Annotated in this window: 26 protein-coding genes; 15 read left to right on the plus strand and 11 right to left on the minus strand. The window is 50.2% G+C overall.

The window, feature by feature from the left end; all coding sequences use genetic code 11:
* Positions 1-112: 112 nt before the first annotated feature.
* The 3 genes from AC5FXQ_RS08775 to AC5FXQ_RS08785 all read right to left on the minus strand — a co-directional run bounded on the left by AC5FXQ_RS08775 (position 113) and on the right by AC5FXQ_RS08785 (position 2,010).
* Positions 113-895, minus strand: a complete 783-nt coding sequence (locus tag AC5FXQ_RS08775) for a TPM domain-containing protein (RefSeq protein WP_493602093.1) — start codon at positions 893-895, stop codon at positions 113-115.
* 6 nt (positions 896-901) lie between these two features.
* Complete coding sequence (locus AC5FXQ_RS08780; protein ID WP_076421397.1) at positions 902-1,339, minus strand: TPM domain-containing protein; 438 nt, start codon at positions 1,337-1,339, stop codon at positions 902-904.
* Positions 1,340-1,431: 92 nt separating this feature from the next.
* The gene (locus AC5FXQ_RS08785) at positions 1,432-2,010 is read right to left on the minus strand and encodes a LemA family protein (RefSeq protein ID WP_493602094.1); all 579 of its coding nucleotides are present in this window, start codon (positions 2,008-2,010) and stop codon (positions 1,432-1,434) included.
* A 164-nt stretch (positions 2,011-2,174) separates the two neighbouring features.
* Here AC5FXQ_RS08785 and AC5FXQ_RS08790 point away from each other — a divergent pair, with 164 nt between their 5' ends.
* On the plus strand, positions 2,175-3,176 hold the full coding sequence (locus AC5FXQ_RS08790) for a sugar phosphate nucleotidyltransferase (protein WP_493602095.1): 1,002 nt from the start codon (positions 2,175-2,177) through the stop codon (positions 3,174-3,176).
* A 101-nt stretch (positions 3,177-3,277) separates the two neighbouring features.
* Here the strand turns inward: AC5FXQ_RS08790 and AC5FXQ_RS08795 are convergent, their stop codons facing one another.
* Positions 3,278-3,934 (minus strand): 2OG-Fe(II) oxygenase, encoded by a 657-nt coding sequence (locus AC5FXQ_RS08795; protein WP_493602096.1) that lies wholly within the window; start codon positions 3,932-3,934, stop codon positions 3,278-3,280.
* A 228-nt stretch (positions 3,935-4,162) separates the two neighbouring features.
* Between AC5FXQ_RS08795 and AC5FXQ_RS08800 the strand changes: the two genes are divergently transcribed.
* The 4 genes from AC5FXQ_RS08800 to AC5FXQ_RS08815 all read left to right on the plus strand — a co-directional run bounded on the left by AC5FXQ_RS08800 (position 4,163) and on the right by AC5FXQ_RS08815 (position 8,441).
* Positions 4,163-6,361, plus strand: a complete 2,199-nt coding sequence (locus tag AC5FXQ_RS08800; RefSeq protein WP_493602097.1) for a prolyl oligopeptidase family serine peptidase — start codon at positions 4,163-4,165, stop codon at positions 6,359-6,361.
* Between the two features lie 149 nt (positions 6,362-6,510).
* On the plus strand, positions 6,511-6,954 hold the full coding sequence (locus AC5FXQ_RS08805; RefSeq protein WP_493602098.1) for a hypothetical protein: 444 nt from the start codon (positions 6,511-6,513) through the stop codon (positions 6,952-6,954).
* Positions 6,955-7,074: 120 nt separating this feature from the next.
* Positions 7,075-7,818 carry an acyl-[acyl-carrier-protein] thioesterase gene (locus AC5FXQ_RS08810; protein ID WP_493602099.1) on the plus strand — a complete coding sequence of 248 codons (744 nt, stop codon included), beginning with the start codon at positions 7,075-7,077 and terminating at the stop codon, positions 7,816-7,818.
* A gap of 149 nt (positions 7,819-7,967) precedes the next feature.
* Complete coding sequence (locus tag AC5FXQ_RS08815) at positions 7,968-8,441, plus strand: GNAT family N-acetyltransferase (protein ID WP_493602100.1); 474 nt, start codon at positions 7,968-7,970, stop codon at positions 8,439-8,441.
* Between the two features lie 145 nt (positions 8,442-8,586).
* Here AC5FXQ_RS08815 and AC5FXQ_RS08820 read toward each other — a convergent pair whose 3' ends face one another.
* Together AC5FXQ_RS08820 and AC5FXQ_RS08825 are read right to left on the minus strand one after the other, a co-directional pair.
* A complete protein-coding gene (locus AC5FXQ_RS08820; RefSeq protein WP_493602101.1) occupies positions 8,587-8,913 on the minus strand; it encodes a DUF4286 family protein in 327 nt (108 codons plus the stop codon).
* A gap of 162 nt (positions 8,914-9,075) precedes the next feature.
* Positions 9,076-10,317 carry an MFS transporter gene (locus tag AC5FXQ_RS08825; RefSeq protein ID WP_493602102.1) on the minus strand — a complete coding sequence of 414 codons (1,242 nt, stop codon included), beginning with the start codon at positions 10,315-10,317 and terminating at the stop codon, positions 9,076-9,078.
* Positions 10,318-10,416: 99 nt separating this feature from the next.
* Between AC5FXQ_RS08825 and AC5FXQ_RS08830 the strand changes: the two genes are divergently transcribed.
* Positions 10,417-11,076, plus strand: coding sequence for a YdeI/OmpD-associated family protein (locus AC5FXQ_RS08830; protein WP_493602103.1), 660 nt, complete (start codon positions 10,417-10,419; stop codon positions 11,074-11,076).
* 146 nt (positions 11,077-11,222) lie between these two features.
* Here AC5FXQ_RS08830 and AC5FXQ_RS08835 read toward each other — a convergent pair whose 3' ends face one another.
* The 4 genes from AC5FXQ_RS08835 to AC5FXQ_RS08850 form a co-directional block, all read right to left on the minus strand.
* Positions 11,223-11,789, minus strand: a complete 567-nt coding sequence (locus AC5FXQ_RS08835) for a hypothetical protein (protein WP_493602104.1) — start codon at positions 11,787-11,789, stop codon at positions 11,223-11,225.
* 260 nt (positions 11,790-12,049) lie between these two features.
* Positions 12,050-12,580 carry a hypothetical protein gene (locus AC5FXQ_RS08840; RefSeq protein ID WP_493602105.1) on the minus strand — a complete coding sequence of 177 codons (531 nt, stop codon included), beginning with the start codon at positions 12,578-12,580 and terminating at the stop codon, positions 12,050-12,052.
* A gap of 89 nt (positions 12,581-12,669) precedes the next feature.
* On the minus strand, positions 12,670-15,018 hold the full coding sequence (locus tag AC5FXQ_RS08845) for a TonB-dependent receptor (RefSeq protein ID WP_493602106.1): 2,349 nt from the start codon (positions 15,016-15,018) through the stop codon (positions 12,670-12,672).
* A gap of 237 nt (positions 15,019-15,255) precedes the next feature.
* Positions 15,256-15,582: a hypothetical protein gene (locus tag AC5FXQ_RS08850; RefSeq protein ID WP_493602107.1), complete on the minus strand. Its 327-nt coding sequence runs from the start codon at positions 15,580-15,582 to the stop codon at positions 15,256-15,258.
* 297 nt (positions 15,583-15,879) lie between these two features.
* On the opposite strand from AC5FXQ_RS08850, the gene htpG reads away from it, so the two are divergent.
* Together htpG and AC5FXQ_RS08860 are read left to right on the plus strand one after the other, a co-directional pair.
* Positions 15,880-17,703, plus strand: coding sequence for a molecular chaperone HtpG (gene htpG, locus AC5FXQ_RS08855; protein WP_493602108.1), 1,824 nt, complete (start codon positions 15,880-15,882; stop codon positions 17,701-17,703).
* Positions 17,704-17,932: 229 nt separating this feature from the next.
* Complete coding sequence (locus AC5FXQ_RS08860; protein ID WP_493602109.1) at positions 17,933-18,835, plus strand: toxin-antitoxin system YwqK family antitoxin; 903 nt, start codon at positions 17,933-17,935, stop codon at positions 18,833-18,835.
* Here AC5FXQ_RS08860 and AC5FXQ_RS08865 read toward each other — a convergent pair.
* Positions 18,832-19,194, minus strand: coding sequence for a YraN family protein (locus AC5FXQ_RS08865; protein ID WP_493602110.1), 363 nt, complete (start codon positions 19,192-19,194; stop codon positions 18,832-18,834). The two genes, AC5FXQ_RS08860 and AC5FXQ_RS08865, sit on opposite strands and share 4 nt — an antisense overlap.
* A gap of 148 nt (positions 19,195-19,342) precedes the next feature.
* Between AC5FXQ_RS08865 and lipB the strand changes: the two genes are divergently transcribed.
* The 7 genes from lipB (at position 19,343) to porL (ending at position 25,771) form a co-directional block, all read left to right on the plus strand.
* Entirely contained in the window at positions 19,343-20,080 is a 738-nt protein-coding gene (gene lipB / locus AC5FXQ_RS08870; RefSeq protein ID WP_493602111.1) for a lipoyl(octanoyl) transferase LipB, read from the plus strand.
* Positions 20,081-20,485 (plus strand): hypothetical protein, encoded by a 405-nt coding sequence (locus tag AC5FXQ_RS08875; protein WP_493602112.1) that lies wholly within the window; start codon positions 20,081-20,083, stop codon positions 20,483-20,485.
* A 31-nt stretch (positions 20,486-20,516) separates the two neighbouring features.
* A complete protein-coding gene (locus tag AC5FXQ_RS08880) occupies positions 20,517-21,683 on the plus strand; it encodes a DUF4271 domain-containing protein (RefSeq protein ID WP_493602113.1) in 1,167 nt (388 codons plus the stop codon).
* A gap of 61 nt (positions 21,684-21,744) precedes the next feature.
* The gene (locus tag AC5FXQ_RS08885; RefSeq protein ID WP_007656327.1) at positions 21,745-22,536 is read left to right on the plus strand and encodes a uroporphyrinogen-III synthase; all 792 of its coding nucleotides are present in this window, start codon (positions 21,745-21,747) and stop codon (positions 22,534-22,536) included.
* Positions 22,537-22,691: 155 nt separating this feature from the next.
* Positions 22,692-23,651, plus strand: a complete 960-nt coding sequence (locus AC5FXQ_RS08890) for a PorP/SprF family type IX secretion system membrane protein (protein WP_493602114.1) — start codon at positions 22,692-22,694, stop codon at positions 23,649-23,651.
* A gap of 225 nt (positions 23,652-23,876) precedes the next feature.
* On the plus strand, positions 23,877-24,896 hold the full coding sequence (gene porK / locus AC5FXQ_RS08895) for a T9SS ring complex lipoprotein PorK/GldK (protein WP_493602115.1): 1,020 nt from the start codon (positions 23,877-23,879) through the stop codon (positions 24,894-24,896).
* Between the two features lie 77 nt (positions 24,897-24,973).
* A complete protein-coding gene (porL, locus tag AC5FXQ_RS08900; RefSeq protein WP_493602116.1) occupies positions 24,974-25,771 on the plus strand; it encodes a type IX secretion system motor protein PorL/GldL in 798 nt (265 codons plus the stop codon).
* The last annotated feature ends 3 nt before the right edge of the window (positions 25,772-25,774 follow it).

Below are 25,774 nucleotides of genomic sequence, written 5' to 3' on the forward strand. Positions count from 1 at the left end.
TCTGTAATGATAAGAAAGCCAGAATCATAGGCTGAGGGATATACCGCCTGTACGAGTTTGCAGCGGATAGCGTTGAGGAAATCTCCGGACGAAAGCCTGCAGGTATAGCGGCCTACCAGCTACTGCTAGCCCCGCCTCCGCCAAAAGAGCCACCTCCGAAACCACCGAAGCCACCGCCCCCGCCGCCAAAGCCGCCTCCTCCGCCAAACATGCCGCCACCGGTACGGAATGTGCCAAAAGAGCCTGGCCCCAGGATAGGTCCTCCGAGTGTGCGCACACCGCGGCCTCCTCTGCCGCCACCGCCTTTAAAGCGTGACATAACGAATACCAGCACGATCACGATCAGGATAATGGCTATCAGCGAAGGTCCTTCACCTTCGCCCTGGCTAGCCTGTGGATCGGCCTGGTACTCACCGCTGGCCAGGCTAATGATCAGGTTCGTCGCTTCATTCAATCCTTTGTAAAACTCCCCCTGCTGAAAATTGGGCTTGAGCGTGCGTTCGGTAATGCGTTTGGCAATGGCGTCAGGTATGATGTGTTCCATGCCATAGCCTGTCTGGATGGCTACTTTGCGCTCATCGAGTGCTACCAGTATAACTAAGCCATTGTCGTTCTTGCTGCCGCCCACGCCCCACCGCTCACCCAATTCGGCCGCGTACTGGTTTGCGTCATAGTCGCCTATGGATTTGATGGTGACAATTGCGATCTGGGTGGAGGTGGTATCGTTGTAGTTAACCAGTTTCTGTTCCAGTGACTGTATCTCGCCCTGGCTCAGGATACCGGCCAGGTCGTTTACCAATCGCGGTGGGTTGGGCCTTGGCGGGAAATCATCGCTTTGGGCTACCGCCAGGATACTTAACAAAGTAAGGTATAGGAACAGAATGGATCGTTTCATGGTGCGTTATTTTCCGAACGATATATCGTCGCTCAGTTCGTTTAGGTCGCCTTTGTCGTCGTACGGGAAGTGTGATTTGAGTTGCTCACCCGCCATGATAACGCCTTTGGCAAGACCGGCGGCATATTCCTGCTTTTTGAAGTGGGAAATCACTTCGGCGGTAATGTCTTCCCAAAAGTGGTCGGGTACGATGGCATTGATGCCTGCATCGCCCAGTACGGCAAACTGATGGTCTTTGATGGCCACATAAAACAGCACGCCGTTGCGCTGCTTGGTCAGGTGCATGTGGAGCTGGGCAAACACTTCTGTGGCACGATCGAGCACATCGCCTTCGCAGTTGTTCTCGATGTGCACACGGATCTCACCGGACGTGTTACGCTCCGCCTCCTGTATGGCCTCCATGATGACCTTTTCATCCGCTTCGGTTATGGTATCTTTAGGCATGACTTGAATTGTTGATCGTTTATTGCTGATTGTTAATTGTTTTTACTCTCGCAGGGAAAGCAATCAACAACTAACAATCAACAATTTATACTTTAAAACTGCACCGTAGGAGCTCGTTCAGCACCAGGGTCGGCCTGGAAGTGGCCTTTACGCTCAAAGCCGAAAATGCCTGCCATCAGGTTGTTAGGGAAGGAACGCACCGTAGTGTTATAGTCCTGCACGGCCTCGTTGAACTTACGCCTCTCCACCGAAATGCGGTTTTCGGTGCCTTCCAGCTGTGCCTGCAGTTCCAGGAAGTTTTGGTTTGCCTTCAGTTCCGGATAACGCTCCACAGAAACAAGCAAGCGGCTCAGGGCACCACCCAGTTCGTTCTGGGCAGCCTGGAAGCGCTGCAGGTTTTCAGGTGTCAGATCGTCGGCATTGAGTTGTACGCTGGTTGCTTTTGCGCGGGCGTTTATCACACTCTCCAGGGTTTCGCGCTCAAAGTTGGCAGCGCCCTTCACAGTGTTCACCAGGTTTGGTATCAGGTCAGCACGGCGCTGGTAGGCGTTCTGCACGTTGGCCCATGCGGTTTCTACGGTCTCGTCTTTCTGCACCATCGTGTTGTAACCACAAGAAGATTGAGAGGCCAGAACGATAAAGCCGATCAGGTAAAAGAAGATTTTTTTCATGTTTATGGAAGGGTATAGTTTGTATACGATATAAGTACAAAGCTAAGCGATATGATTACGGAAAACATAGTGTGACGTTGTGAAATTGCTAAAACACTATACTACTCCCCCTAATCCTCAAAACTCTAATCAAAAATTACTATATTGCTGAAAAAGTGTAGTATATGAAAGTCGTTATTCCTGTTGCTGGTGTTGGTTCTAAACTCCGTCCGCACACGCACACACAGCCTAAATCGCTGGTGCCGGTGGCGGATAATACGATACTGGGGCACATCGTGGAGCGACTGATACAGGCAGGCGTTCAGGACTACGTGTTCATCATCGGCTACCTCGGCGACAAGGTCGAAAACTACGTGCGGCAGAAATATCCTCAGATCAAAGCAGAGTTTGTGGTGCAGGAGCCACGTGAGGGTTTGGGGCATGCGCTCTGGATCGCCCGCGAAACCTACCGCCACGAAGACAGTGTACTCATCATGCTGGGCGACAACATTGTAGAGGCGGATTTGCCCGCCATTATTGCCTCTACTAAGTCAGTGCTCGGTGTAAAAAAAGTAGCCAAACCTTCGCTGTTCGGGGTAACGGAAGTGGGCATGGACGAGTACATTGTGAAGGTGGTCGAGAAGCCGAAAATTCCGAAGTCGAACTTTGCGCTGGTGGGGCTCTACAAGATCATGCAGCCTGAAAAACTAGTGCGCTCGCTCGAGCATATCATCACCGAAAATGTACGCACCCACAACGAATACCACCTTACCGATGCCCTCATGCACATGATCCGGCAGGGAGAGAGAATGGTGACCTGGAACGTGGATAATTGGTTTGACTGCGGCCGCAAGGAGACGCTATTGGAAGCCAATGCGAAACTGCTGCGGCACCCCCGCTTCCGGGAGTTGGATTACTCAGGTGAGTATCCCGGCAACATCATCATTCCGCCTGTGAGCATCGGTTCTAACTGCAACATCACACATTCCATCATCGGGCCCAATGTAGCGATCGGCGACAATACCACCATCTCGCGCTCCTCACTGAGCAACTCTATCATTGGGGCTTACTCCGAACTGCAGAATGCGGTGATGCACGACTCCATCATTGGCTCAGATGCCAGCTTTAAAGGACTTAGCCATAGCCTGAATATCGGCGATAGCACGGAAATCAACTTCGCACAGTAGTCGCTCTGCCTCACGACAGCCCATGTGGCAAAGGGCAAGAGACTTTCAATAATCCTTTGTTCTTCGCCGAGCAGCCTTTTGTCTGCCTCAAAACGTTGATCTTACAAAAACGTCAGCTCATTCAGCTGGTCCAGCATCCAGCCCGTCAGGCTGTAGCGGTGGCGGTTAGCAGCGAGTACCTCGTGCGGGATTATGTCAGCGCGAAAACAGGCCAGGCGACCGGCAATGGGCAGCACATCCACCTCTTCTTCCGAGTCATCGTCGTTGGGCAGGTATAGGCGCAGGTTGCCGCCGTTTTCTGGTAGCCAGTTTTCGTTGAGGTAGCAAATGAATGACAGACGCCGGTGGTCGTTGGTCTGAAACTGGTCAAGGTGCCGCTGGTACACGGTGCCGGGCGGGTATACCGTAAAGTGGAATTCGAAATCCTTTAGTCCCAGAAAGCAAGTGCGGTTAATGTAGCGCATCACTTCGTGCATGCGGTCCAGGAACACCTGAGTTGGGGGCAGCGCCTGCGATGGCTCAATCCAGCGGATATAGTCGCCACGTACCTGCTTGTCCACCGTGAACTGGTCTGCCGTGCCGATGCCTGCTTTTTTAAACGTCCCCTGTTCCTGATGGTGCTGCAGCACCTCCAGCAGGTTGCGCACCTCCTCTGGTTCCAGAAAGTTATCTACTATAGCATAGCCTTTATCAGACAGGCGGTCGGCTATCTGCTCAAACTTCTGTAACAGTTTCTCGTCTTCTACTTCTTCTATCATCTTCTAAAACAGCCTAAAACAGCCTAAAACCCTAGTGTTAAAAGCGCGCAAATGTAATGCGCAGGAGCATTGCTTGTATACGGTGGAGCAAAGAAATTTTGGTTGGAAATAACTGATAATAAATGAAAAAGGAGACTGCTCTTAAAGCGCCTTGTGATTTAATTTGTATAAAATGCGTATCTTAGTTCCTGCTATACCTAAACCAAACAAATCAATAGGAAAGCTATTATGAAAAAGACAACTGTTCTATTGCTGGCAGGCGGCCTGACCGCCGTATCGGCCTGCAAATCCACCCAAACCGAGAGTACCGCCACAGGCATGAATACCGAGACTACAACTGCAGCCGCTGCAACGGCTGAAACTCAACTGAATTACCCTGAAACCAAGAAAGTAGACCACGTAGACGATTATTTCGGCACGAAGGTAGCCGACCCCTACCGCTGGCTCGAAACCCACAACGAGGAAGTGGATCAGTGGATAGAGGCGCAGAATAAGGTGACCTTCGATTACCTCGACGGCATTGAATTCCGTGACCAGATCAAAGAGCGTCTGACCAAGATCTGGAACTATCCGAAGTATGGTGCTCCGTTCAAGAAGGGCGGCAAATACTACTTCTATAAGAATGACGGTCTGCAGAACCAGAGCGTGCTCTACGTGCAGAACACACTGGAGAGCGAGCCGAAAGTGTTCCTCGACCCGAACAAATTCTCTACTGACGGCACGGTAGCTCTCACAGCCCTGGCCTTTGATAAAAACGCCAAGTATGTAGCCTACGGCACTTCTAGCGGTGGCTCTGACTGGAACACCTACGAAGTGATGGAAGTGGCCACAGGCAAGAAGCTCGATGACAAAGTGGAGTGGGTGAAGTTTTCCGGCCCAAGCTGGTACAAAGACGGCTTCTTCTACAGCCGCTACGACGCTCCGACCGAGGGTAACAAATTGGCGAATAAAAACGAGTACCACAAGGTATACTACCACAAGATAGGTACGCCGCAGAGCCAGGACCAACTGGTGTACGAAGACAAGACCAAACCGCTCCGTAACTTCTACGGCCAGACCACTGATGACGAGCGGTTCCTGATCCTGAACGTGTCGGAAGGTGCCAGCGGTGCCAACGCCCTGTACTACCGTGACCTTTCAGATCCTAAGTCTACTATCAAGCCGATCGTGGATAACTTTGAATCGGAGTACAACGTGGTGGAAAATATTGGCGATAAGCTGTTGGTGCGCACGAACAAAAATGCGCCTCGCTACCGCCTGGTGCTGATCGACCCGAAGAAGCCACAGGAGCAGAACTGGAAAGTAGTGGTGCCGCAGAACGAGAACGTGATGAACGGCGTGTCGCTGGTAGGTGGCCGTATCATTGCCTCTTACATGAAAGACGCTGCCAGCGAAGTGGTGGTGTATGACACCAACGGCAAGCAGATGAACAAGGTAGAGCTGCCGGCCATCGGTACAGTAGGCGGCTTCAGCGGTGAGAAAGACGACAAAGAGACCTTCTTTACTTTCACGTCCTTCACATACCCACCGACGATCTTCCGCTACGAGATTGCGAGCAACAAAGTAACCATGTTCCGCAAAACGGAGGTGGATGTGGATACTGAAGCGTATGAGACCAAGCAGGTGTTCTATACTTCGAAGGACGGTACCAAAGTGCCAATGTTCATTGTGCACAAAAAAGGTCTGAAGTTAGACGGCAACAACCCGACATACCTGTACGCTTACGGCGGATTCAACATCTCCCTGACGCCAAGCTTTAGCATTGCGAACATGCTGTGGCTGGAGAACGGTGGCGTGTACGCCATGCCAAACCTGCGTGGTGGTGGTGAGTACGGCGAGGACTGGCATAAGGCAGGTATGACGCCGAACAAGCAAAACGTGTTTGATGACTTTATCGCGGCAGCTGAGTACCTGATCGACAACAAATATACCTCCAGTGAGAAACTGGCTGTAGGCGGTGGCTCTAACGGTGGCCTATTGGTAGGTGCCTTCATGACACAGCGCCCGGAACTGGCAAAGGTTGCCCTTCCAGCCGTGGGTGTAATGGATATGCTGCGTTTCCACAAGTTCACCATTGGTTGGGCTTGGGTACCAGAGTATGGTTCTTCTGATGACGAAGCGCAATTCAAGAACCTCTATGCCTTCTCGCCGCTGCACAACCTGAAAGAAGGTGTGAAATATCCAGCTACACTGGTGAAAACAGCCGATCACGATGACCGTGTGGTGCCGGCGCACTCCTTCAAGTTCATCTCTGAGCTGCAGGACAAAGGCGCTCCGGGCAACCCATACCTGATCCGTGTGGATGTGCGTGCTGGCCACGGTGCCGGTAAGCCGACTTCTCTTGTTATTCAGGAGTGGGCTGATACCTGGGCGTTCATGTACAAGAACATGGGCGTGAATCCGTACGCACAGCAGCAGCAGCCATAACAGGTATAGCTGATAACTGAACCAAAAGAAGCCAGTGCTGCAGAAATGTGGTGCTGGCTTTTTTGTTAGATGGCCGACCCCTGTTCCATTTGATTTCTATAGATGTATTCCTATATTTAGATAATCAATCAACCTTAAATGATAATTGAATGGACACAGAATTTTACAACGAGCAGCCTCAAGGGTTAAGCATTAATTTAGAGTCAAGAGATTTCTTGCAGAACACGGCGAGGTGGGGCAAGTTTTTAGCTATAGTTGGGTTTGTAGGTGTTGGCATCATGGTCCTGTTTGGGGTTATTGCCTTAACTATGGGAGCTAGCCTGGGCGGTGGAGCCATTAGCGGGACTTTCCTGAGCCTGTTTTATCTGCTATTTGCTGCGTTGTATTTGTTGCCAGTTTTATACCTGTACAGGTTTTCTAGCAATATGCAGACAGGCCTTCTAACTGAAGACGAGGTGACAATAGCAGAATCATTCAAAAACTTAAAGTCCCTTTTTAAATTTATGGGTGTTCTTACAATCGTCTTCCTTGGATTTTATGCGCTGGCGCTGCTGGCCATGTTCTTTGGTGTAGCTATTGGCTCCTCAATTTAAAGCAGCCTTTAATCTAAAACAGAAGAAGCACATCCCCACGATGTGCTTTTTTTATACCTACACCTCCTGGTCCCCTCCCTGATTCTTGCGTACCTTGCAACACGAACCATCTTATACGCAATGAAATCAGTTACCGGGCAAAGCGAGTTTATTGTGCGCTCCACCGAAACCGATCAAAACGGGCAGGCGACCTTACCAGCGCTGGTCGGTTACATGCAGGAAGCCGCCTGGGACAATACAGCTACTATGGGCATTTCCATGTACGAGCTGCTGGAGCGGGGCCTGACCTGGGTGCTGCAGCGCATGCGCGTCGAGATATTCCGCTACCCCAGACACCGTGAAAAGATTACCGTCGAGACCTGGGCCTCGGGCCGGGAGCGGGTGTTCTTGCACCGCGACTTCAGAGTATACAGCGCCGACCGGGAGCTACTGGGGCAGGCGACGAGTGTTTGGCTGGTGATGGATGTGGTGAAGCGCCAAATGGTGTCTGTGCCCGATTTCATTACAGCTGTGGAAGTAGTGCCCGGTGAGGAGCCATTGCCCTTTGCCAAAGGGAAACTGCCGCAGTTGGAAGAAGTCAGGTATGAGGAGCAAATGCCCGTCCGCTGGCACGACATCGACCTGAACCGCCACGTCACCAACACCCGCTACCTGCAATGGGTCCTCGAAACACTGCCAGCCGATGTGCTGGAGACGCAGCAGTTACAGGAGATAGACATCATCTTCAAAGCCGAAAGCGCCTTGGGTGACACTGTACGCGCTACGGCAGGACCAGCCGGGGAGGCCAATAACTTCCTGCACAAACTCACCAGCACCGAAACAGGTAAGGAATTGGTGCAAGCCAGAAGTAGGTTTTTGGGTTAGGAAGTTGAGAAGTTAGAAAGTTTGGGCTTCGGTTCTAATTTCATTTAAATTGCGACGATGCGTTGCGCAAAAGACACTGTGCGGTCAACACGTTTCAGCAGACATTATCAATCCTGAAAAATCCTTTTAATCTTAAAAATCCTGTCTCAATGCTAAACATCAGAAAAGGAACCATAGATGACCTGTCGCAGGTACACGATTTAATTAAAGAGCTGGCGGTATATGAAAAAGCGCCAGACGAAGTGACTAACACGCTGGAGGATATGCATTGGGACGGCTTTGGGGAGAATCCGATCTTTAAATTCTTTGTGGCCGAAACGGAAGAGGGCATTGTAGGTATAGCGCTTTATTACATCGCCTATTCCACGTGGAAAGGCAAGATGCTTTTTCTGGAAGACCTGATTGTAACCGAAAGCCTGCGCCGCAGTGGCATCGGCAAAATGCTGTTCAATGCCGTTGCCCGCGAGGCAAAGGAGATAGGTGCCAAGCGCATGAAGTGGCAGGTGCTGGACTGGAACGAACCAGCAATTGCTTTCTACAAGAAAATAGGTGCCAACCTCGACGGTGAGTGGATAAACTGCAACATGACCGAAGAGCAGATCAAGGCCTACACCGCGAACTAAGGTTATTCAAATGGCCTGCAAAAGCATTAAAGCGGCGAATCTGGCAATGGCTTTACCTTGCGCAAATTCTTACCAACTCAACTAAATAAGAACAGGCCCATGCTCAGGTATAGCAAGGGCCTGTTTGTTGATAAGATAAGTTGACTTATTGATCTTTCTCCACATCTCGGCCTACAATCTCCAGCAAAGAGCGGAAAGCCACAAATTTCTCCGGGTAGCGCTTCAGCACCTTGGCCTGTAGTTCCGGGGCATGATCGCGCTGGTACTCCTCCAGGTCTTCCAGGTTGCGGCAAGTGTACTGCACGGCATAGGTAGTGCCGCCATTGTCTTCCTCGTGCAGCAGGCGGGCGATTTGGTTGTTCAGGAAATAGCCTGTTGCCATCACCTCCGGTATATGCGTGCTCTTCATCCAGTCCAGCCACTCTTCGGCCACGCTGTTGTCGATGTTGATAGTTACGTTGTATATAATCATACTCAAAATTACGATTTCGGCAGCTTTTTGTAAGGTATAGCGCTGAAAATTTGCTGAAATGCCTATCCTGTGAAGGCAGCAAAAGGCAGACAGTAACGCATGTGGCAAGGTGTACCTGCAGCCTCCAATGCTCTTTAGCTTAATGCTTGGTACTGCCAGCGATTACAGCGGCTCCATGTAGTTCAGGTCTTTGCCATAGGTTTCGTCCAGCGTCAGGATAGAGTAGATGGCAATGGCCAAGCAGAGCACGGCCAGTAGTATGGCGCCCGGTACCAGCCCGACACCGTCTTTGAGGTAAGTAAAGGCAATGGTGAGTGGCACGACGGCTCCACGCACGAAGTTAGGTACGGTAGTCGTAACCGTAGCGCGTATGTTAGTACCGAACTGCTCGGCCGCTATGGTCACAAATACAGCCCAGTAGCCGCCCGCAAAGCCTAGGGCCACGCACAAGGTATAGAAGGCGGTCAGGCTGAATTCCCTGCCCAGCAGGTATGTACCTATAAAAATGCCGGTGAGCAGCAGGAATGCCAGCACAATGTTTCGGCGGCTCTGGAAGCGCTGGCTCAGGAAGCCGCTGGCAAAGTCGCCGAACACCAGCCCAAGGTAGCAGAAGGAAACAGCGCGTGCCGCCGACACGGTGTCCGTTACACCCAAGGCCACACCGAACTCAGGCGAGAAAGTGATGAGGATGCCCACCACATACCAGATCGGCACCCCGATCAGGATACACTTGAGGTACTTCCAGAAACGCCTGGCATTGGTAAAGAGTGACAGGAAGTTGCCGCGTGTCACATTGGTCTGCTTCAGGTTGTTGAACATGCCCGACTCGTATACCCCAACCCGCAGCAGGAGCAGCAGCATGCCCAGTCCGCCACCGATGAAATAGGCCGTGCGCCAGCCAAAGTACTCGCCCACTATACCTGCCAGTATGGCCCCTGATATCCCGATGGTGGCCACTACCATGGTGCCATAGCCGCGTTTCTCCTTTGGCAGCACTTCCGATACCAGGGTTATACCTGCGCCCAGTTCTCCAGCCAAACCCACGCCCGCTACAAAGCGCAGCACCGCATACATGGGTATAGTGGTCACAAAGCCGTTGAGGATATTGGCAATAGAATAAAGAAAGATAGAGCCGAAAAGCACCGAAAGCCTTCCCTTTTTGTCACCCAGCACACCCCAGGCTATACCGCCCAGCAGCATACCGGCCATTTGCATGTTCAGCAGCATCACGCCGTCTTCCAGTAGGGCGGTAGGGTCCGTTACACCCAGCGACTGCAGGCTGGGTATTCGCACGATGCTGAAAAGCACCAGGTCGTATATGTCGACAAAGTAGCCGAGGGCCGCTACAATAACTGCCGTATTGAAAAGGTAGTGCTTTTGAGGTGATGATTGCAGGGTGGGCATAAAGTTCAGGTTATGACAGCTTTAAATATAGTATTTTGCTGATAATTGTGAAAGACCTGGCCGTGGAGGTATAATATTTTGACGTTTTCCCTTAGATTAGTGTGTTCGATCCAATCAGAAACCAACATGCAGGGTATAGCCAAAAAGTTAAATTTAAAGTCGGGGTGGCAGGTGCTGGTGCTCAATGCACAGGCAGGTATAGCAGAGGCGCTGCAGACCGAAGGTATACAGGTACACACCAGTCCTGAAAAGGGGGTCTTGTATGATGCTGTGCAGGTGTTTGCCACCGACAGCAAAGAGCTGAACTACTATGTACCCATGGCGGTGCCGTCACTCAAGCGCAACGGTATCCTTTGGGTGTCTTATCCTAAGAAATCATCTGGTATTAAGTCGGATCTGAACCGCGACAATGGATGGGAGGCCGTATCAGAGTTAGGTTACTCTCCGGTGAGGCAAGTGGCCATAGATGACACCTGGTCGTCGTTGCGTTTCAAGCACGAGTCAGAGCGAAGCGCTCCTTCTAAATTTGGAGTAGACGCCCCAGGTATAGACCGCAAGAACAGAACAGTGGAAATTCCGCAGGACTTGCGTGAGGCACTGGAGTCGGCGGGGCTGCTGGAAACTTTCGAAAAGCTGGCCTTTACGCACCGCAAGGAGCATGTGCTCGCCATACAGGAGGCCAAGCGCCCTGAGACAAGAGCTAACCGCATCGGCAAGACCATCCAGATGCTGATGGGCCAGCAGTTGCTGGGTCGCTAAGCAGGTATAGCAGTCCTGGAAGCGGCATATTGCACTTTGCTGCAGGATTGTCTGAGCCGGCAGGTAGAGAAAACAAGAGCAGAAAACAAAAGACCGCAGCAGGCTATACCTGTTGCGGTCTTTTTTATGATACTTATCGAAACAGCTTAGTTCGCTATGATCACATTAAAGCTTACATCCACATCAGTTTCGCCTGCGGTGGTGTTTGTGCCTGTTTTCAGGTTACCTGGCTGGTGCTTCAGCATAACTCTCAGTTTACCGTTACCAGTACCTGCGCCGGTTGTCACAGTCGACTCCAACCCTACAGGACGGTTGTTACGGTCAGTATCTGTAATGTTTACGGTCACATTTGCATCGCTTCCTGAATCAGGTGTAAAGGTGTACACTAACAAATGCTCGTCACGCTCCTCATAAATCTCAGTAGTTATGTCAGCCACAGGTGTCTTGCTTTCGTCAGCAAATGTTACCACGGCTGTGTACTCTGTGCCTGGTCTTAATGTAAGAGGTGCATTCTGTACCGGAGAGCCTGAGATGGTGCTAATTGTAGCCTCTGCATCCTGACCTTTACCAGTAGGCGTAAGCGAGATTGTCACCGCGGTTATCACCTCCTGCTCATCATCCGGACCTGGATCATCATCATCTTTGCAAGATGCAAAAGTTAACAAGGTACCCATCAGCAAGAAAGTAAGGTATGGCCTGAAAAGCTTGTTCATACAGTAGTTTGTTTAATCGTGTTACACAATCTTTAGTGAACTGTAAATATAGGGATATATTATTAATTAAGGCAACGCGCTACAAAGGCCATAACGAATGCACTTGGGAATAACCGGATTTACGCCAATTGCACACATGTAGTTGCAAAGTTCTATACTATGCCGATGCATGCCGCATGAGCAATTGAATAATGGGGTTCACAGAGTAAAAAAGAGCGGGTACCAACTAGTACCCGCTCTCAAAATAGTTGATAGGCAAACTATTGAACTCTGGTGTCGAATGTAATATCTACATCTGTCTCGCCAGTGTTCTCGTTGCTGGTGTTGCTCTTAGTGCCTGGCTGGTGCTTAAGCAGAATGCGTACCTTGCCTGATCCGGTTTCAGTGGTGGTAACTGTTGTTTCCAGACCAATCGGGCGATCATTTGCGTCTCTGTCTGTTTTATTAAAAGCAACCAAGCCTTGTGGCGTTACCAGATAGAAAACCTCATGCGCTGTTCCTTCTTCACGAATATCTTCTGTCAGGTCGTGTGCGTGATGGTGATCACCGTGCTCCTCTTCAGAGGCAAAAGTCAAAGATCCGGTGTAGGTGGTGTTGGCGCTAAGCACCAGTTCGTCTACTTCAGGAGCGTTGCCGCCCGGGCCATCATGGTCTTCCCAAATAGCTGTAACTGCCTGGCCACCATTGGTAGGAGTCAGGGTTAAAGTTACCGTTGTAACAATATCATGCTCATGATCTGGCTCTGGATCCTCCTCGTCTTTACAAGCTGAGAAAGTAAGTAAGCTACCCATTAATAGAAAAGCGATATAAGGTCTAAATAATTTTTTCATGATAAATTAAACTGTTTGAGGTTTAAATAATTTGAATTCTTTGAGGTTGACTACAGCGGGACCTTGATGCGGAACATGACCATGCGGCCCAGTTCGTCGGCAAAGTAGCGGAGTCGGTTCTGGTAGTCGCGGTAGCTGGTGTTAAGCAGGTTGCTGCCCACTATACCTAGCTCCACCTGTTGCTTGCCAAACTGCACGTTAGTGCCGGCCTCTGCATGCAGCAGAAAGTAGGCAGCAGGTGCCGGTAAAACAGGATCTGACTGCTCATCAGAACGGTTCTGGCGGCCCACGTACAATCCTCCCAGCGCCAGGTAGCTGTCAGAGAGTTTTGATGTACTTTCGTTTCCGAAGCTATAGCGGAGGGTGTTGTCAGTGCGGCCAGGTGTAATGAATGGCAGGTAATTACCTGTTTCCCGGTTGATGGCATAAACCAGTGACGTTTTGCTGTTGAGCTCAAGCCGGTTGGTAAAAGCATAGTCGAAGCTGATATCCGCTCCCCAGAACCGGGCATCGGCCTGCATGTAGTCGGCTTGCAGGTAAGCACCACCTATACCCAGCGCATAGTCTGGCGCTATCTGCAGGTAAATGTAGTTGTTGATGGTATTGTAATAGAGACTAACTTCTCCGTTTAGCCGGAGGTTAGAATGATAGCCAAGTGTGGCCACTGTGTTCCAGGCATCTTCCGATACCAACTCCGGGTTGCCCCGCTCAAAGGAGGCTGCACTGTTATGCAAGCCGTTTGCAAACAACTCGTAAGAATGCGGCGCTCGGGAGGCATAGCTAACATTTCCGCTCAGCGTGAAGTGGTAACCCAGGTCGTAAAGAGCGCCGAGGCTACCCGAAAAGTTGTGGAAGGTATAAGATGGGCGAAGTACACCCTCTGTACGGTTCCACCGCTTTATGTCAAGCGATTTATTGTCGTAGCGTATACCTGCCTCCAGCTGCAGGTTGTCTTTTCTCCACTTCTCCGATACAAAGGCTCCCACTGTGGTATTGATAAAATAAGGGAGCAAGGGCCTTGTATTGGCAGCATAAGAGTTGTTTTGCCAAATAGTGCTGGCCCCTATACTGCCGGAAATGTTGGCAATCGGCTTATGTTCCCATACAAACTCGGTGGTGTGCGTCTGCAGGTCGAGGTCCAGTTGTGGCCGGTCGCCAGTATTGCGGTGGCGGTCATACTCCTGCCGTACGTTCTGCTGCAGCCCGTATGTAAACTGCAGCTCGCCCGCTTCGCCTGTTTTGTAGTAGGCTTTGGCTTTGAGCAGGTGGTGGGTTACATCCTGGTAAGGGCGGGCAATGGTATAGGTAAAACTGCCCGTCTCCTCCGGACGCTCCCGGCCTATGGCATTGGCCAAATCTGTCAGGTTGCCGATGTGAGCCGAAGAAAGAAAGCCTAGCTTACTATGGAAATAACTGTAGTAAAGCTCGGCCCCGAACCGCTGCTGCCGGTAACCCAGCGTGGCCGCCAGGTTCTGCTCCTCAAAACCCGTGTTGTCCAGGTTATACCTGGGAGCTTGTGCACTACCTGCTTTCTTAAGGGAGGTATGCAGGCGCCAGCTCAATGGCAACTGACGGAGCCGGCCCTCTACCATGCCGGCCACCGTGCCCATGCGGTTGTTGGTGCTCCCGATCAGAGTGAGTTCGCCGTTTATACCGGCAGAGTCTGGTAGCGCTCTGGGCTCCACCAGCACAATGCCGCCAATAGCGTCGGAACCGTAACGTACACCAGCAGCACCTTTAATCACCTGCATCTGCTGCGCATTCATCGGATCAATTTCCGGAGCGTGTTCATTCCCCCACTGCTGCGATTCGTGTCTTACTCCGTTATTCAGGATTACCACGCGGTTGCCGAACAAGCCGTGTATAACAGGCTTAGAGACAGTGGGCCCTGTTTGCACAGAACTAACGCCCGTCAGCTTTTTCAGGGACTCCCCCAGCGAAAGACCACGAGTTTCCTCCAGCTCGCGCCCCTGTAGCGTTTCGGTTGCCTGTGCCTGCTCCTGCAGACGATTGCCTGTGATCACTACCTGTTCGAGCTGTCGCGCATCGACGTGCAGCGTGAGGTTACGCACTGTAGAGGTGGTCATCCGCAGCGAAGGCCGTTCCATCACATAGCCGATGTAGGTGACCTTAAGGGTATAGCTGCCACGGCACAAGTGATGAAAATGGTAATTGCCGTATTCGTCCGACAAAGTGCCACGCTGCAGCTCTTCTATATAAATAGTAGCGCCAATAAGTGGCTCCCGGGTGTCATGGTCCAGCACCTTACCAGAAAGGGTAAGGCCGCAATCCTGCTCCGGATCGTCGCTGTCCAGGTATAGCTGTTCCTGCGCCACTGCCATAGGGGCTATCAGGAGTAGCTGCCACAACAGCACGATGATAAATTTAGATCTGAACACAGTTTGTGTAAAGTTTAGGTATAAGGTGTTGGCTACAGCCTGCCAATAACCCGCCAACTGAAAAGCAGCCACAGGTATAGGAACAGCCCTAATGCCAGGAAAATAAATAATGGGAATACCAGGGGACAGTACCTGATGCCCATAGGGGAACAGCAGGTATGCTATACTGATAAGCCAGTCTGTAAACAGATGTCGGGAGAGGCGACACGCCGTAAGACTGGAAAAAGAGTGGAAGGTTTAGCCGAGAGCCGGCGGGCCGCGCAGCTTGAGGCGGGCAAAGGAATCGAAAGCCGAGTGGTGGCTATACCGATCTGTATACTCCGGCAGCATAACAGGAGCCCTGAAAGTATAGACGATGGTGGCGCTCTGATAAGGCGCTCCAAACAGGTCCTCTACCGGACAGTGGCTGTGCTTTTTCTCAACATGCGCATTTTTCTGATCGCCTGGGTGGCTATGCTCCGTGTGGGCATGGCTGTGCAGGCTCAGTAGCAACTGATCCGGCACCATGGCGCGCGTGAACAGCAGCAACAGAAAGAGGGCGATATATGTCGTGAAACGGTGCACCTAAAGCATGGCTTTAAAACAAAGATAGGACTTTTTTGTCAATGTTGCATGTACGCACAAATGCGCTGCTAGTTAAGTTGTGCCTGGGCTATCACGAAAAATATGCCAAAACAGACCAAGGCTATACCTGAAACTGTTCTGCAGGGCTAGTTTTCTGACATCATGTCACAAATGGGCAGTGAAGCCTCCTGTGGAACAGGATTTGAAAGCGCTTGGGCAGACAAGTCACAGGTCCTTTTAGAGGCATCGATTTTGAAGACATCACTTATTAAAATATAGATTTTAAAAGTATAGCACATGGAAGAAAGAGGTAATATTTCGATTCACACCGAAAACATTTTCCCGATTATCAAGAAGTTCCTTTACTCCGACCACGAGATATTTCTACGTGAGCTGGTGAGTAATGCCGTGGACGCCACCCAGAAAATGAAGCGTCTGTCCGCCATCGGCGAGTACAAAGGCGACCTGGGCGAGCTGAAAGTGGTTGTGAAAGTGGATAAAGACGCCCGCACCATCACCATTTCGGATAATGGTATCGGTATGACGGCCGAGGAGATCAAGAAGTACATCAACCAGATTGCCTTCTCAGGCGCTACTGAGTTTGTGGAGCGCTACAAAGATGCCGGCGAGCAGAACCAGATCATCGGGCAGTTCGGTCTGGGCTTCTACTCTGCCTTTATGGTGGCCGACCGTGTGGAGATCATTACGAAATCATACAAAGAAGGCGCGGAGGCAGCTCACTGGACCTGCGATGGTAGCACCGAGTTTGCCATCGCCCCGGCGCACAAGGAAGATCAGGGCACTAATGTGATCCTGCATGTGGCACAGGATTCAGAGGAGTTCCTGGAGGTGGCCCGCATCCGTACCATCCTTGATAAATACTGCAAGTTCCTGCCGGTGCCTGTGGAGTTTGAGGGCGATGTGATCAACAACCCGAATCCGATCTGGACCAAGCAGCCTTCGGAGCTGACCGACGAAGACTATAAGAACTTCTACAAGGAGCTATACCCGTTCTCAGAAGCACCACTGTTCTGGATTCACCTGAACGTGGACTATCCGTTCAACCTGACCGGTATCCTGTACTTCCCGAAACTCAAAAACGATTTCGAGATTCAGCGCAACAAGATCCAGCTCTACTCCCGCCAGGTGTTCATTACCGACGAGGTGAAAGACGTAGTACCGGAGTTCCTGATGCTGCTGCACGGTGTGATTGACTCGCCGGACATTCCGCTGAACGTAAGCCGCTCCTTCCTACAGGCTGACTTCAATGTGAAGAAGATCAATACCTACATCACCAAGAAGGTAGCCGACAAGCTGAACGATATCTTCAAGAAAGATCGTGGAACCTTTGAGAAGAATTGGGAAGACATCAACGTGTTCATCAAATACGGCATGCTGAGCGATGACAAGTTCTATGAAAAAGCCAAAGATTTCGTGCTGCTGCAGAACACCGAGGGCAAGTACTATACCTTAGAAGAATATAAGGCCTATACCCAGGCCAACCAAACTGACAAAAACGGTCAGCTGGTGATGCTCTATACCACCGATGCTGACAAGCAGCATGCTTTCGTAGAGGCCGCTCAGAACCGCAGCTACGACGTGCTCAAGCTTGACTCCATCATCGACAGCCACTTTATAGGTATGCTGGAGCAGAAGCTGGAGAAAACCTCACTCAAGCGGGTAGACTCTGAAACGATCGGCAAGCTGATCGAGAAAGACGAAGCAAATGATAGCGTGCTGAGCGATACCGAGAAGGAGGACCTGAAGAAGATCTACGAAACGGCAATCAACAACCAGAACATGCAGGTAGAAGTAGCACCGATGACTCCGGACGATGCACCAGTGATCATTACCTTGCCTGAGTTTATGCGCCGCATGAAGGATATGAGCAAGAGTGGCGGTGGCGGTATGATGTTTATGGGTAACATGCCGGATACCTACAACGTGACCATCAATGCCAACCATAGCATCAACCAGCGTATCCTTAAGGCTAAGGACGACAACAAGGAGCGCATCGCCCGTCAGGCCTTTGACCTTGCCCTGCTGTCGCAGAATATGCTTTCCGGTTCAGCCCTGACTGCCTTTGTGAAGCGCAGCGTGGACCTGATCGACAAAGAATAACATTACTTTTCATAAATTACACTTAACAGCACAAAAGCGGCGCCCGACTGGGTGCCGCTTTTGGTTTAGGGGTATCTGATGAACTAAGGATGCGTACTTAAAGTTATAGGGACTATACCTGCCCAACCGGTTGTTGGCAGGTATATGATTTATCTGCATATTTACGTTACCTTAAACAAGGTATAGCTTTTGGGGAAAAACAGAAGCGCATTTATCTGAACGAAAACATATGAGGCACACGCTCTATCTTGTCTGGCTTGTTTTGTCTGTGGTGCTAGGTGTTGCAGCCTGCAAACCTACTGCCTATAACAGCGACTACAACCTGAGCCGCGCAGCCGAAAAGCAAAGTGCTAAAGCCGAAGCCATCGCTCTGGCCGATACCGCCAAGCCTTCTGTGCAAATAGGGGATTCCCTGGCAAATGTGGAGGAAAAGCAGCCGAAAAAGCGCAAGAAGAAAGCTGACAAGCGCTATTTTATGGGCGACAGAGTAGCCCGTGGCTTTGTGAAGTCAGGCGGACGAGGCGACCGGGAGGTGATCGAGTCTTTCAGCTACCTGGCCGAGTTTCAGCAACCTGACCCTTACGCGCCCGAAAAATACTACTATGACACCAAGCGACGCAAACTTTACAAGACGCGCGGCGAACTGAATCCCGAGCAGCACAAAGTACTGCACGGCCCTTACAAAAAGGAGCAGGGCGGTGAAGTGATGGAAGAAGGCTACTTTTATGTAGGTACCAAGCACCTGCGCTGGGAACGCTACAACCGTGACGGTATACTGTTAGCAAAAGAGCATTTTGAGAAAGGCTTTCTGCGTGATGCCGTGGTGAAATACTACGAAGGCACCAAAAAGATAAAAGAAGTGATCCCTTATGCCTATGGGGAGGTGCAGGGAACGTATTACCGCTTCTATGAAAATGGTCAGCTGGAATGGATGGGGCAGTACCAAAAGGGGCGCAAAGTAGGTCTCTGGGTGAAGCATTTTGACTTTAGGGCCCGCCGCCAATATGAATACCAGTACCCCAAAACACCATACGAACCGCAGGCAGAGCCATACCTGGTCAAGCAATACGATCGCCACGGCACACTTATCTTCGAAAAGGACAAGCTGGACAAGCGCGCCTCGGCCCGTTAGTGAAAGGCATCTTCAATGTGGAATAGCTCCGGCGGGTTGCTCATCGTGATAGCGATGATATCAAAGCGAATGTCTTCCTGCCAGCCTGTTTTTAAGATGTAAGAGTCTGCTGCGTTCAGGATCATCCGTTGCTTTCGACGGTTCACAAACTCCTCCGGATAGCCAAAATCATCGTTTGTTCGGGTTTTCACTTCTATAAACACCAATGTGTCGTTCTGGCGGGCAATGATGTCGATCTCGGCTTTGCCCATGCGCAGGTTGCGCTGCAGGATGCGATAGCCTTTCTGGTGCAGCAGGTCGCAGGCCAGGTCTTCGCCGTTGGCGCCGGTAGAGAGATGGGGTGCTTGCGGTGTTGTCATAAGAGCTTTAAACTTATTATGCGGGCAGGTGGTTTTACGGTGGCTGCCTGAGCTGCCGTTTGCGTATGCCCCCGGGCGGCCGTATCTTTGTTGGAAACTAACGGTATAGAGGCCCGGCCAGCACGGTTGTCAGCCCTGGGGCTATACCTTGCAAGAAGGGAGAAAAGACGTGTCACAGAACAAGACCATACAATTTGAGCACCTGGGGCTGATCGATTACAAAGAGGCCTGGGATTACCAGGACAAGCTCTTTACAGGTATATTGGAGATGAAATCCCGTAACCGCACAGCAGCTCCCGAAGCGCAGGAGGTAACGCCTAACTACCTGCTGTTCTGCTCGCATCCGCACGTCTATACCCTGGGCAAGAGCGGACACGAATCCAACCTGCTGATCAACGAAGAGGGCCTTAAGGCAAAAGGTGCCACCTTTTACAAGATCAACCGTGGCGGCGACATCACTTACCATGGCCCGGGGCAGATCGTAGGGTATCCCATCCTGGACCTCGACAACTTCTTTACAGACATACACAAGTACCTGCGTTTCCTGGAAGAGGCGATTATCCTGACTTTGAAAGATTACGGGATAGAAGCGGGCCGTATACCTGGCCTCACCGGCGTCTGGCTGGACCATGTGGAGCAGAAAAACCCGCGCAAGATCTGCGCCATGGGCGTGAAGTGCAGCCGCTGGGTAACCATGCACGGTTTCGCTTTTAACATCAACACCGATTTAGATTATTTTAATAACATCGTACCTTGCGGCATAACCGACAAGCAGGTGACGTCGCTGGCAAAAGAGCTGGGCCGCGAATTGCCGATGGCTGAAGTAGAGGAAAAACTACTGGGCCACCTGGCTACCCTATTTGAGGCAGGCATTACAAAAGATTAAATGAAGAAAGATATTGATTTCACTCCGGTTCAGGGGGTGGCTGTGGCCATTGCTTTCACAGGCGAGTCGCCAGAAGAGCGCACCTGGAACGTATACCTGATCAACAACAATAGTGTGGCGCTCGAAAATGTGTTTGTCACATCCAAAGGCTACGGCACTATAAAAGACGAAGAAGTGAAAACCTCCGTGCTGCGACACATGTTTGAGCGTGTAGAGGCCAAGAGCTTTGTGCAGGTGGAGGTGATCGACCCATCCGTGTTCAAGCTCAACAACGAATACTGGGTAAGCTACTACATCGACGGCAAGATCTATGACAAGCGCTTTGTGTTCGTGCCCGATTCCATCACCGATGAGCATCTCATTGACATCAGCATGCTGCAAATGCAGGGTGTGCTCCATTCTTAAGGTATAGCTTCCCAAATTTTTCATTCTGACCGTGTATTTTACAAACCGCATAAGGTATAGCTTCAGGCTGTTGCTGCTGCTAATGGTGCTGACCTGGCCACTACAGGCACAGGTGCTGCCGCTGGAGCAGAAAAATACCCTGAATGGCAACTGGCAGGTATACGATGCTGGCTCGAGTGACCTGGTGCCTTATGCCACCAACCTACACGGAGGCTACAGTGCGGTGCACCAGTGGGTGACCATGGCTCCCACGAAGCCGTTTGTGATAGAATTTACAGCCCAGAAGGACCTGTGCCTTTTTCTGAACAACCAGCTGATCTTCACGGCAGACTCCACTTCCAACTATACCTTCGACCTGGCTACGTGGAACAAGCGGGTCAAACCCGTGAACGGTCGCTACCTGCTGTCAGTGTGGCATCCGTCGCAGCACCCCAATGTCGGGTCTTTCCGCAACCGGGTGCAGGCAGAGCGAAACGATAACGAAACGATGCAGGGGAGCTTCTCGGTGCGGCTGCGGGAATATGTCAATCAGAACGCTTTTATCATTTTCATGCTGCTGATCGGTTTGCTGTACGGGGGGCTTAAGACTACTTTCCCTTCTGACTTTCAAGCCGTATTCGGGGTGCAATCCTTCTGGCGCACAAGGTCTCTGGATGAGGGAATCCTGACCAAGCCGCTTGGTACCTGGTCAGGCGTGCTGTTTATTATCGCCTTTTCAATGTCCATGGCGCTGCTGATCGCGGCTATTCATACCAATGTGCAGCATGTGCGCATCTTTAACCGTCTTTTTCCGGTGTCTGAGTCCGATATCACGACCAAGATCCTGTTCTATACCTTCCTGATTTTTGCTGTCATCCTGCTAAAGTACCTTTTCCTGAAAGTGATGGGTTATATTTTCGGGTTAGAGCAGATCGTGCAGGTTCAATTCAGTGAGTTTCTGCGTTCTCTGTTGTTTTTGGGCCTTTTTCTACCAGTAGTCATGCTGCTATACCTTTCGCTTAACCAGGTGGCTCCCGACACAGTGCTCACCGTTTCGAGTATGGCGGTGCTCTTGCTGCTGGTAATCACGATTATTCGTGTGTTTGTGACAGTAAATAAGCAGACTTCTGTGATAAATTTGCATTTATTTTCTTACCTTTGCGCCACAGAAGTGATTCCGTTAGCCATCATGCTGAAGTTTATCGTGTTTAACTTTTAAAAACACAAAATCGACGGTTTCGGCAGGCGGCTTATATTATAAAAACAGACTTCCATACTCTATGGCTGAAAGTAAAGAAAAGGCTTGGGCAAATCCTGAAAGACACAGTATTCCGATCAAGAGTATACTCGTAACGCAACCACAGCCTACCACCGACAACTCTCCTTATCTCTCGATAGCAGAAAAGTACGGTATCAAGGTTGATTTCAGGGCATTTATTGAGGTAGAGCCTGTTTCCTACAAAGAGTTCCGTAAGGACAAGGTGGACATCCTGTCGCATACGGCTGTGATTTTCACCAGCCGCAACGCAGTAGACCACTTTTTCAGAATTTGCCAGGAGAGCAAGATAGAGATGCCTGCGGATATGAAGTACTTCTGTATTTCAGACCAGACGGCTTACTACCTGCAGAAGTACATTACCCTGCGTAAGCGTAAATTGTTTGTAGGTGAGAAAACAGCCAAAGACCTGTTTGAGGTAATCAAGAAGCACAAGAACGAGAAGTTCCTGTACCCTTGCTCTAACATCCGCAAAGACGACATCCCGGGCTTCCTGAAGACAAATAAGATCAAGCACACAGAGGCAGTGATCTATAAAACAGTAGCGGCAGACCTGTCTGACCTGGACGATGTGACCTATGACTGCATCGCCTTTTTCAGTCCTTCCGGTATAAGCTCACTGTTCATCAACTTCCCTGACTTCAAGCAGAACAATACCCGCATAGCAGCTTTTGGGCCAACCACGGCTAAGGCAGTGCGCGATGCAGGGCTGGAGCTTGATATAGAGGCGCCGATGCCAAATGCACCATCCATGACTGGAGCGATCGAGGTATACATCCAGAACCAAAAGAAATAAATCAGGCTTAAAACAGGCAGGATTAAAACAGTAAAACGCAAAAGCAAGTAGAATCAACCATCTGCTTGCTTTTGCGTTTTACTGTTTAATATATATATTTGGTTCAACTCTGGCTCTTTAACGTCCAGTTAACGCATGCTTAGCTGCAACATTCTATGAAAAAGATTATACCTGCCGTTTTGTTGCTGTTCATCTGCCACCTGAATTCCTGGGCGCAGCAGCAGCCTCAGTTTACCCATTACGGATTCAACGGTATGTATATCAGCCCGGCTTACGCAGGTATAACCAATCGCCCGGAGATACAATCGATCTACCGCTACCAGTGGCTGAACTATGATGCCTCCTTTGACGATGGCGGTTCGCCACGCACATTGCTCCTGACGGCCCACACCCCGGTGCGGCTTTTGAAGGGCGGTGTAGGTATCACACTCGTGCAGGATCAGATCGCTAATACCCGTATTCAACAGGCCGCCATCTCCTACTCCTTTCACCTGAATGTGGGCGAAGGCAAGTTAGGTATAGGTGTGCAGGGCAATATAAATAATATAAGAAAAGGCAGCTACCGGTTTATTGACGAAGGAGACCCGAACATCCCCTTCAACAGCTCCGATTCCAAATTTGACATGGGAGGTGGTCTATGGTATGAGTCAGAGCGCTTTTATGCAGGCGCTGGCGTAACCAATTTGCTGCGCTCGAGCTACCAGTTTATGGACGTAGATAACACAGGAGGCGGGCGCGTAGTAGGTGAAAACCACATCTACCTGACAGGTGGCTACCATTTACCACTTACCAACCAGCTGGTACTTACTCCTACAGCCCTCTTAAAGCATGATACAGAGACATTTTCGTTTGATGCAGGCGCCCGCGTAACATTTGATGAAAAATATTGGGGCGGATTGAATTTTCGGCATCAGGAAGCTGTTAGTGCGCTTGTGGGTATAGCGATGTTGCAGGACAACGCGCTGCGGGTAGGATATGCATTAGATCTCACAACATTTAATAAAGCGGCCAAGGCCCCAACATCACATGAAGTGATGGTTTCCTATCGATTACCTGAACCTGTTGTTCGGTTCAGACCGCCAGTGCGAACCCCTCGCTATAATTTCACTAAATAAATTTTCATGATATTGTATTTATCACTGAAAAGCTGTATTCTTGAAAAAATACAGTTAAAATAATTCTCCTATGGTATAATAATCTTGATATTGTACCGTTTGAAAATTATTAATAAGTGAGAATTTTAATTGTTTTTGTTTTATTTCTAATTCTCAATATATTTGCTACACCAGAAATAGTGTGCATAAATCATTGCTAAAAAATTTACTTTTTCCAAAGTCATCATGAACAAACTATTAAAGCTGTCTTCCTTCGCTTTGGCGGTGGTACTGCTTGCGAGTTGTGGGTTAAGAAGAGGACCGCAAGGCGACCTAGTAGGCGCAGAGGATCGACCAGACTACAATCCACAAGCTGTACCTTACGGCATGGTTGCCTGCCCGGGCGGAACATTCCACATGGGCCAGGCTGATCAGGATATAGCGGCAACTATGGCGAACCTGAACAAGCAGGTAACAATAGGCGGCTTCTATATGGACGAAACCGAGATTACGAACAACGAATACCGTCAGTTCATTGAAGTAATGATCAATGACTCGATCGATATTCTGGGAGAAGACTTTGTGATGACAAGCCTGTATCCGGACACGACTGTTTGGGTGCGTGACTTCACATACCACATGGGTGACCCATTGATGGAGTACTATTTTTCTCATCCGGCATTTGACGAGTATCCGGTGGTGGGTGTGAACTGGTTTGCTGCCAAGTACTTCTCTGACTGGAGAACGAAGCATAAGAACCAGGCCAACGCTGATAACGGCATGGCGCCAATGCCTAAGTTCCGTTTGCCGTCTGAGGCTGAGTGGGAATACGCTGCCAGAGGCGGCCGCGACATGGCAACATACCCTTGGGGTGGCCCATACCTGCGCAATGCCAAAGGCTGTCTGCTAGCTAACTTTAAGCCGGGCCGTGGTGACTACTACAGCGATGGCTTTACTTATACAGCTCCTGTAGCTCAGTTCTTCCCGAACGACTTTGGTCTGTATGACATGGCCGGTAACGTAGCGGAGTGGTGCGAAGATGCCTACGCTGATGCTACTGTTCCGATTACCTGGGACTTGAACCCGGTTTACTATGATGATAACGAGCCTCGCAAAGTAGTAAGAGGCGGCTCTTGGAAAGATATTGCATACTTCCTTGAAACTGGCACCCGTAACTTCGAATATCAGGACTCAGCCAGATCGTATATCGGTTTCCGTAACGCGATGATCTACCTGGGACGTTCTTCAGGAAGAGAGTTCAGATAATAAGTAGAAGTGTTCTTTACAGTTAAAAACTAAACAATTTAATACCCAATCGTTCACATTTAATTTTTGAAAACAAAATGAGCAAAGCTAGAGGTCGCAGTTTCTTATACGACGTGTTGATGCCCAAAGTGTATGGTCTTGGTGCCGCAGTCGTAATTATCGGAGCATTGTTTAAAATTCAGCACTGGCCAGGTGCCGACATTATGCTGATTGTAGGTCTTGGTACAGAGGCCGTAATCTTTGCCCTGAGCGCATTCCAACCACAGCCACACGATCCAGATTGGGCAAGAGTATACCCACAGCTGGCGGATGACTATGCAGGTGAGGCACTTATCCCAACTACAGCTTCAAACAACAATTCAGTTACTAAGGAGCTTGACAAAATGATGCGTGATGCTGACATCACGCCTGCTACAATTAACACACTAGGTCTTGGTCTGAACAGACTGAGCGAAACAGCTGCTCAAATGGCTGACCTGAGCCAGGCTACTGCTGCTACAAACGAGTACGGTGTACGCGTGAAAGCTGCCGGTGACCAGCTGGGCCGCATTACAGAAGCTTATGCCACAACAGCGGATGCACTGTCTAAAATGGCTGTTGCTACTAACGATGCGCAGGAGTATCATACGCAAGTACAGAGCATGACAAGAAACTTAGGTGCTTTAAATGCTGTTTACGAGATGGAGCTTCAGGATGCTAACAACCACCTGAAAGCAATGAACAAGTTCTACGGAAACCTGAGCATGGCCATGGAAAACCTGACCGATGCCAGCAAGGACACAGAGCAGTTCAAGCAAGAAGTTTCTAAACTGACGCATAACCTACACTCACTGAACACAGTGTATGGTAACATGCTGACAGCTATGAAAGGCTAATTG

This window comes from Pontibacter sp. LHS1 (assembly GCF_058932855.1).

What these genes read in the sequence shown, in the direction of transcription:
- AC5FXQ_RS08840 (WP_493602105.1), bottom strand. Translation starts at nt 12,580, where the DNA reads ATGGGTAGCTTACTTACTTTCTCAGCTTGTAAAGACGAGGAGGATCCA.
- AC5FXQ_RS08810 (WP_493602099.1), top strand. Translation starts at nt 7,075, where the DNA reads ATGAAATCAGTTACCGGGCAAAGCGAGTTTATTGTGCGCTCCACCGAA.
- AC5FXQ_RS08785 (WP_493602094.1), bottom strand. Translation starts at nt 2,010, where the DNA reads ATGAAAAAAATCTTCTTTTACCTGATCGGCTTTATCGTTCTGGCCTCT.
- AC5FXQ_RS08860 (WP_493602109.1), top strand. Translation starts at nt 17,933, where the DNA reads ATGAGGCACACGCTCTATCTTGTCTGGCTTGTTTTGTCTGTGGTGCTA.
- AC5FXQ_RS08795 (WP_493602096.1), bottom strand. Translation starts at nt 3,934, where the DNA reads ATGATAGAAGAAGTAGAAGACGAGAAACTGTTACAGAAGTTTGAGCAG.
- AC5FXQ_RS08820 (WP_493602101.1), bottom strand. Translation starts at nt 8,913, where the DNA reads ATGATTATATACAACGTAACTATCAACATCGACAACAGCGTGGCCGAA.
- AC5FXQ_RS08790 (WP_493602095.1), top strand. Translation starts at nt 2,175, where the DNA reads ATGAAAGTCGTTATTCCTGTTGCTGGTGTTGGTTCTAAACTCCGTCCG.
- AC5FXQ_RS08890 (WP_493602114.1), top strand. Translation starts at nt 22,692, where the DNA reads ATGAAAAAGATTATACCTGCCGTTTTGTTGCTGTTCATCTGCCACCTG.
- porK (WP_493602115.1), top strand. Translation starts at nt 23,877, where the DNA reads ATGAACAAACTATTAAAGCTGTCTTCCTTCGCTTTGGCGGTGGTACTG.
- AC5FXQ_RS08825 (WP_493602102.1), bottom strand. Translation starts at nt 10,317, where the DNA reads ATGCCCACCCTGCAATCATCACCTCAAAAGCACTACCTTTTCAATACG.
- AC5FXQ_RS08780 (WP_076421397.1), bottom strand. Translation starts at nt 1,339, where the DNA reads ATGCCTAAAGATACCATAACCGAAGCGGATGAAAAGGTCATCATGGAG.
- AC5FXQ_RS08885 (WP_007656327.1), top strand. Translation starts at nt 21,745, where the DNA reads ATGGCTGAAAGTAAAGAAAAGGCTTGGGCAAATCCTGAAAGACACAGT.
- AC5FXQ_RS08835 (WP_493602104.1), bottom strand. Translation starts at nt 11,789, where the DNA reads ATGAACAAGCTTTTCAGGCCATACCTTACTTTCTTGCTGATGGGTACC.
- AC5FXQ_RS08815 (WP_493602100.1), top strand. Translation starts at nt 7,968, where the DNA reads ATGCTAAACATCAGAAAAGGAACCATAGATGACCTGTCGCAGGTACAC.
- AC5FXQ_RS08800 (WP_493602097.1), top strand. Translation starts at nt 4,163, where the DNA reads ATGAAAAAGACAACTGTTCTATTGCTGGCAGGCGGCCTGACCGCCGTA.
- AC5FXQ_RS08805 (WP_493602098.1), top strand. Translation starts at nt 6,511, where the DNA reads ATGGACACAGAATTTTACAACGAGCAGCCTCAAGGGTTAAGCATTAAT.
- AC5FXQ_RS08775 (WP_493602093.1), bottom strand. Translation starts at nt 895, where the DNA reads ATGAAACGATCCATTCTGTTCCTATACCTTACTTTGTTAAGTATCCTG.
- AC5FXQ_RS08865 (WP_493602110.1), bottom strand. Translation starts at nt 19,194, where the DNA reads ATGACAACACCGCAAGCACCCCATCTCTCTACCGGCGCCAACGGCGAA.
- AC5FXQ_RS08875 (WP_493602112.1), top strand. Translation starts at nt 20,081, where the DNA reads ATGAAGAAAGATATTGATTTCACTCCGGTTCAGGGGGTGGCTGTGGCC.
- htpG (WP_493602108.1), top strand. Translation starts at nt 15,880, where the DNA reads ATGGAAGAAAGAGGTAATATTTCGATTCACACCGAAAACATTTTCCCG.
- porL (WP_493602116.1), top strand. Translation starts at nt 24,974, where the DNA reads ATGAGCAAAGCTAGAGGTCGCAGTTTCTTATACGACGTGTTGATGCCC.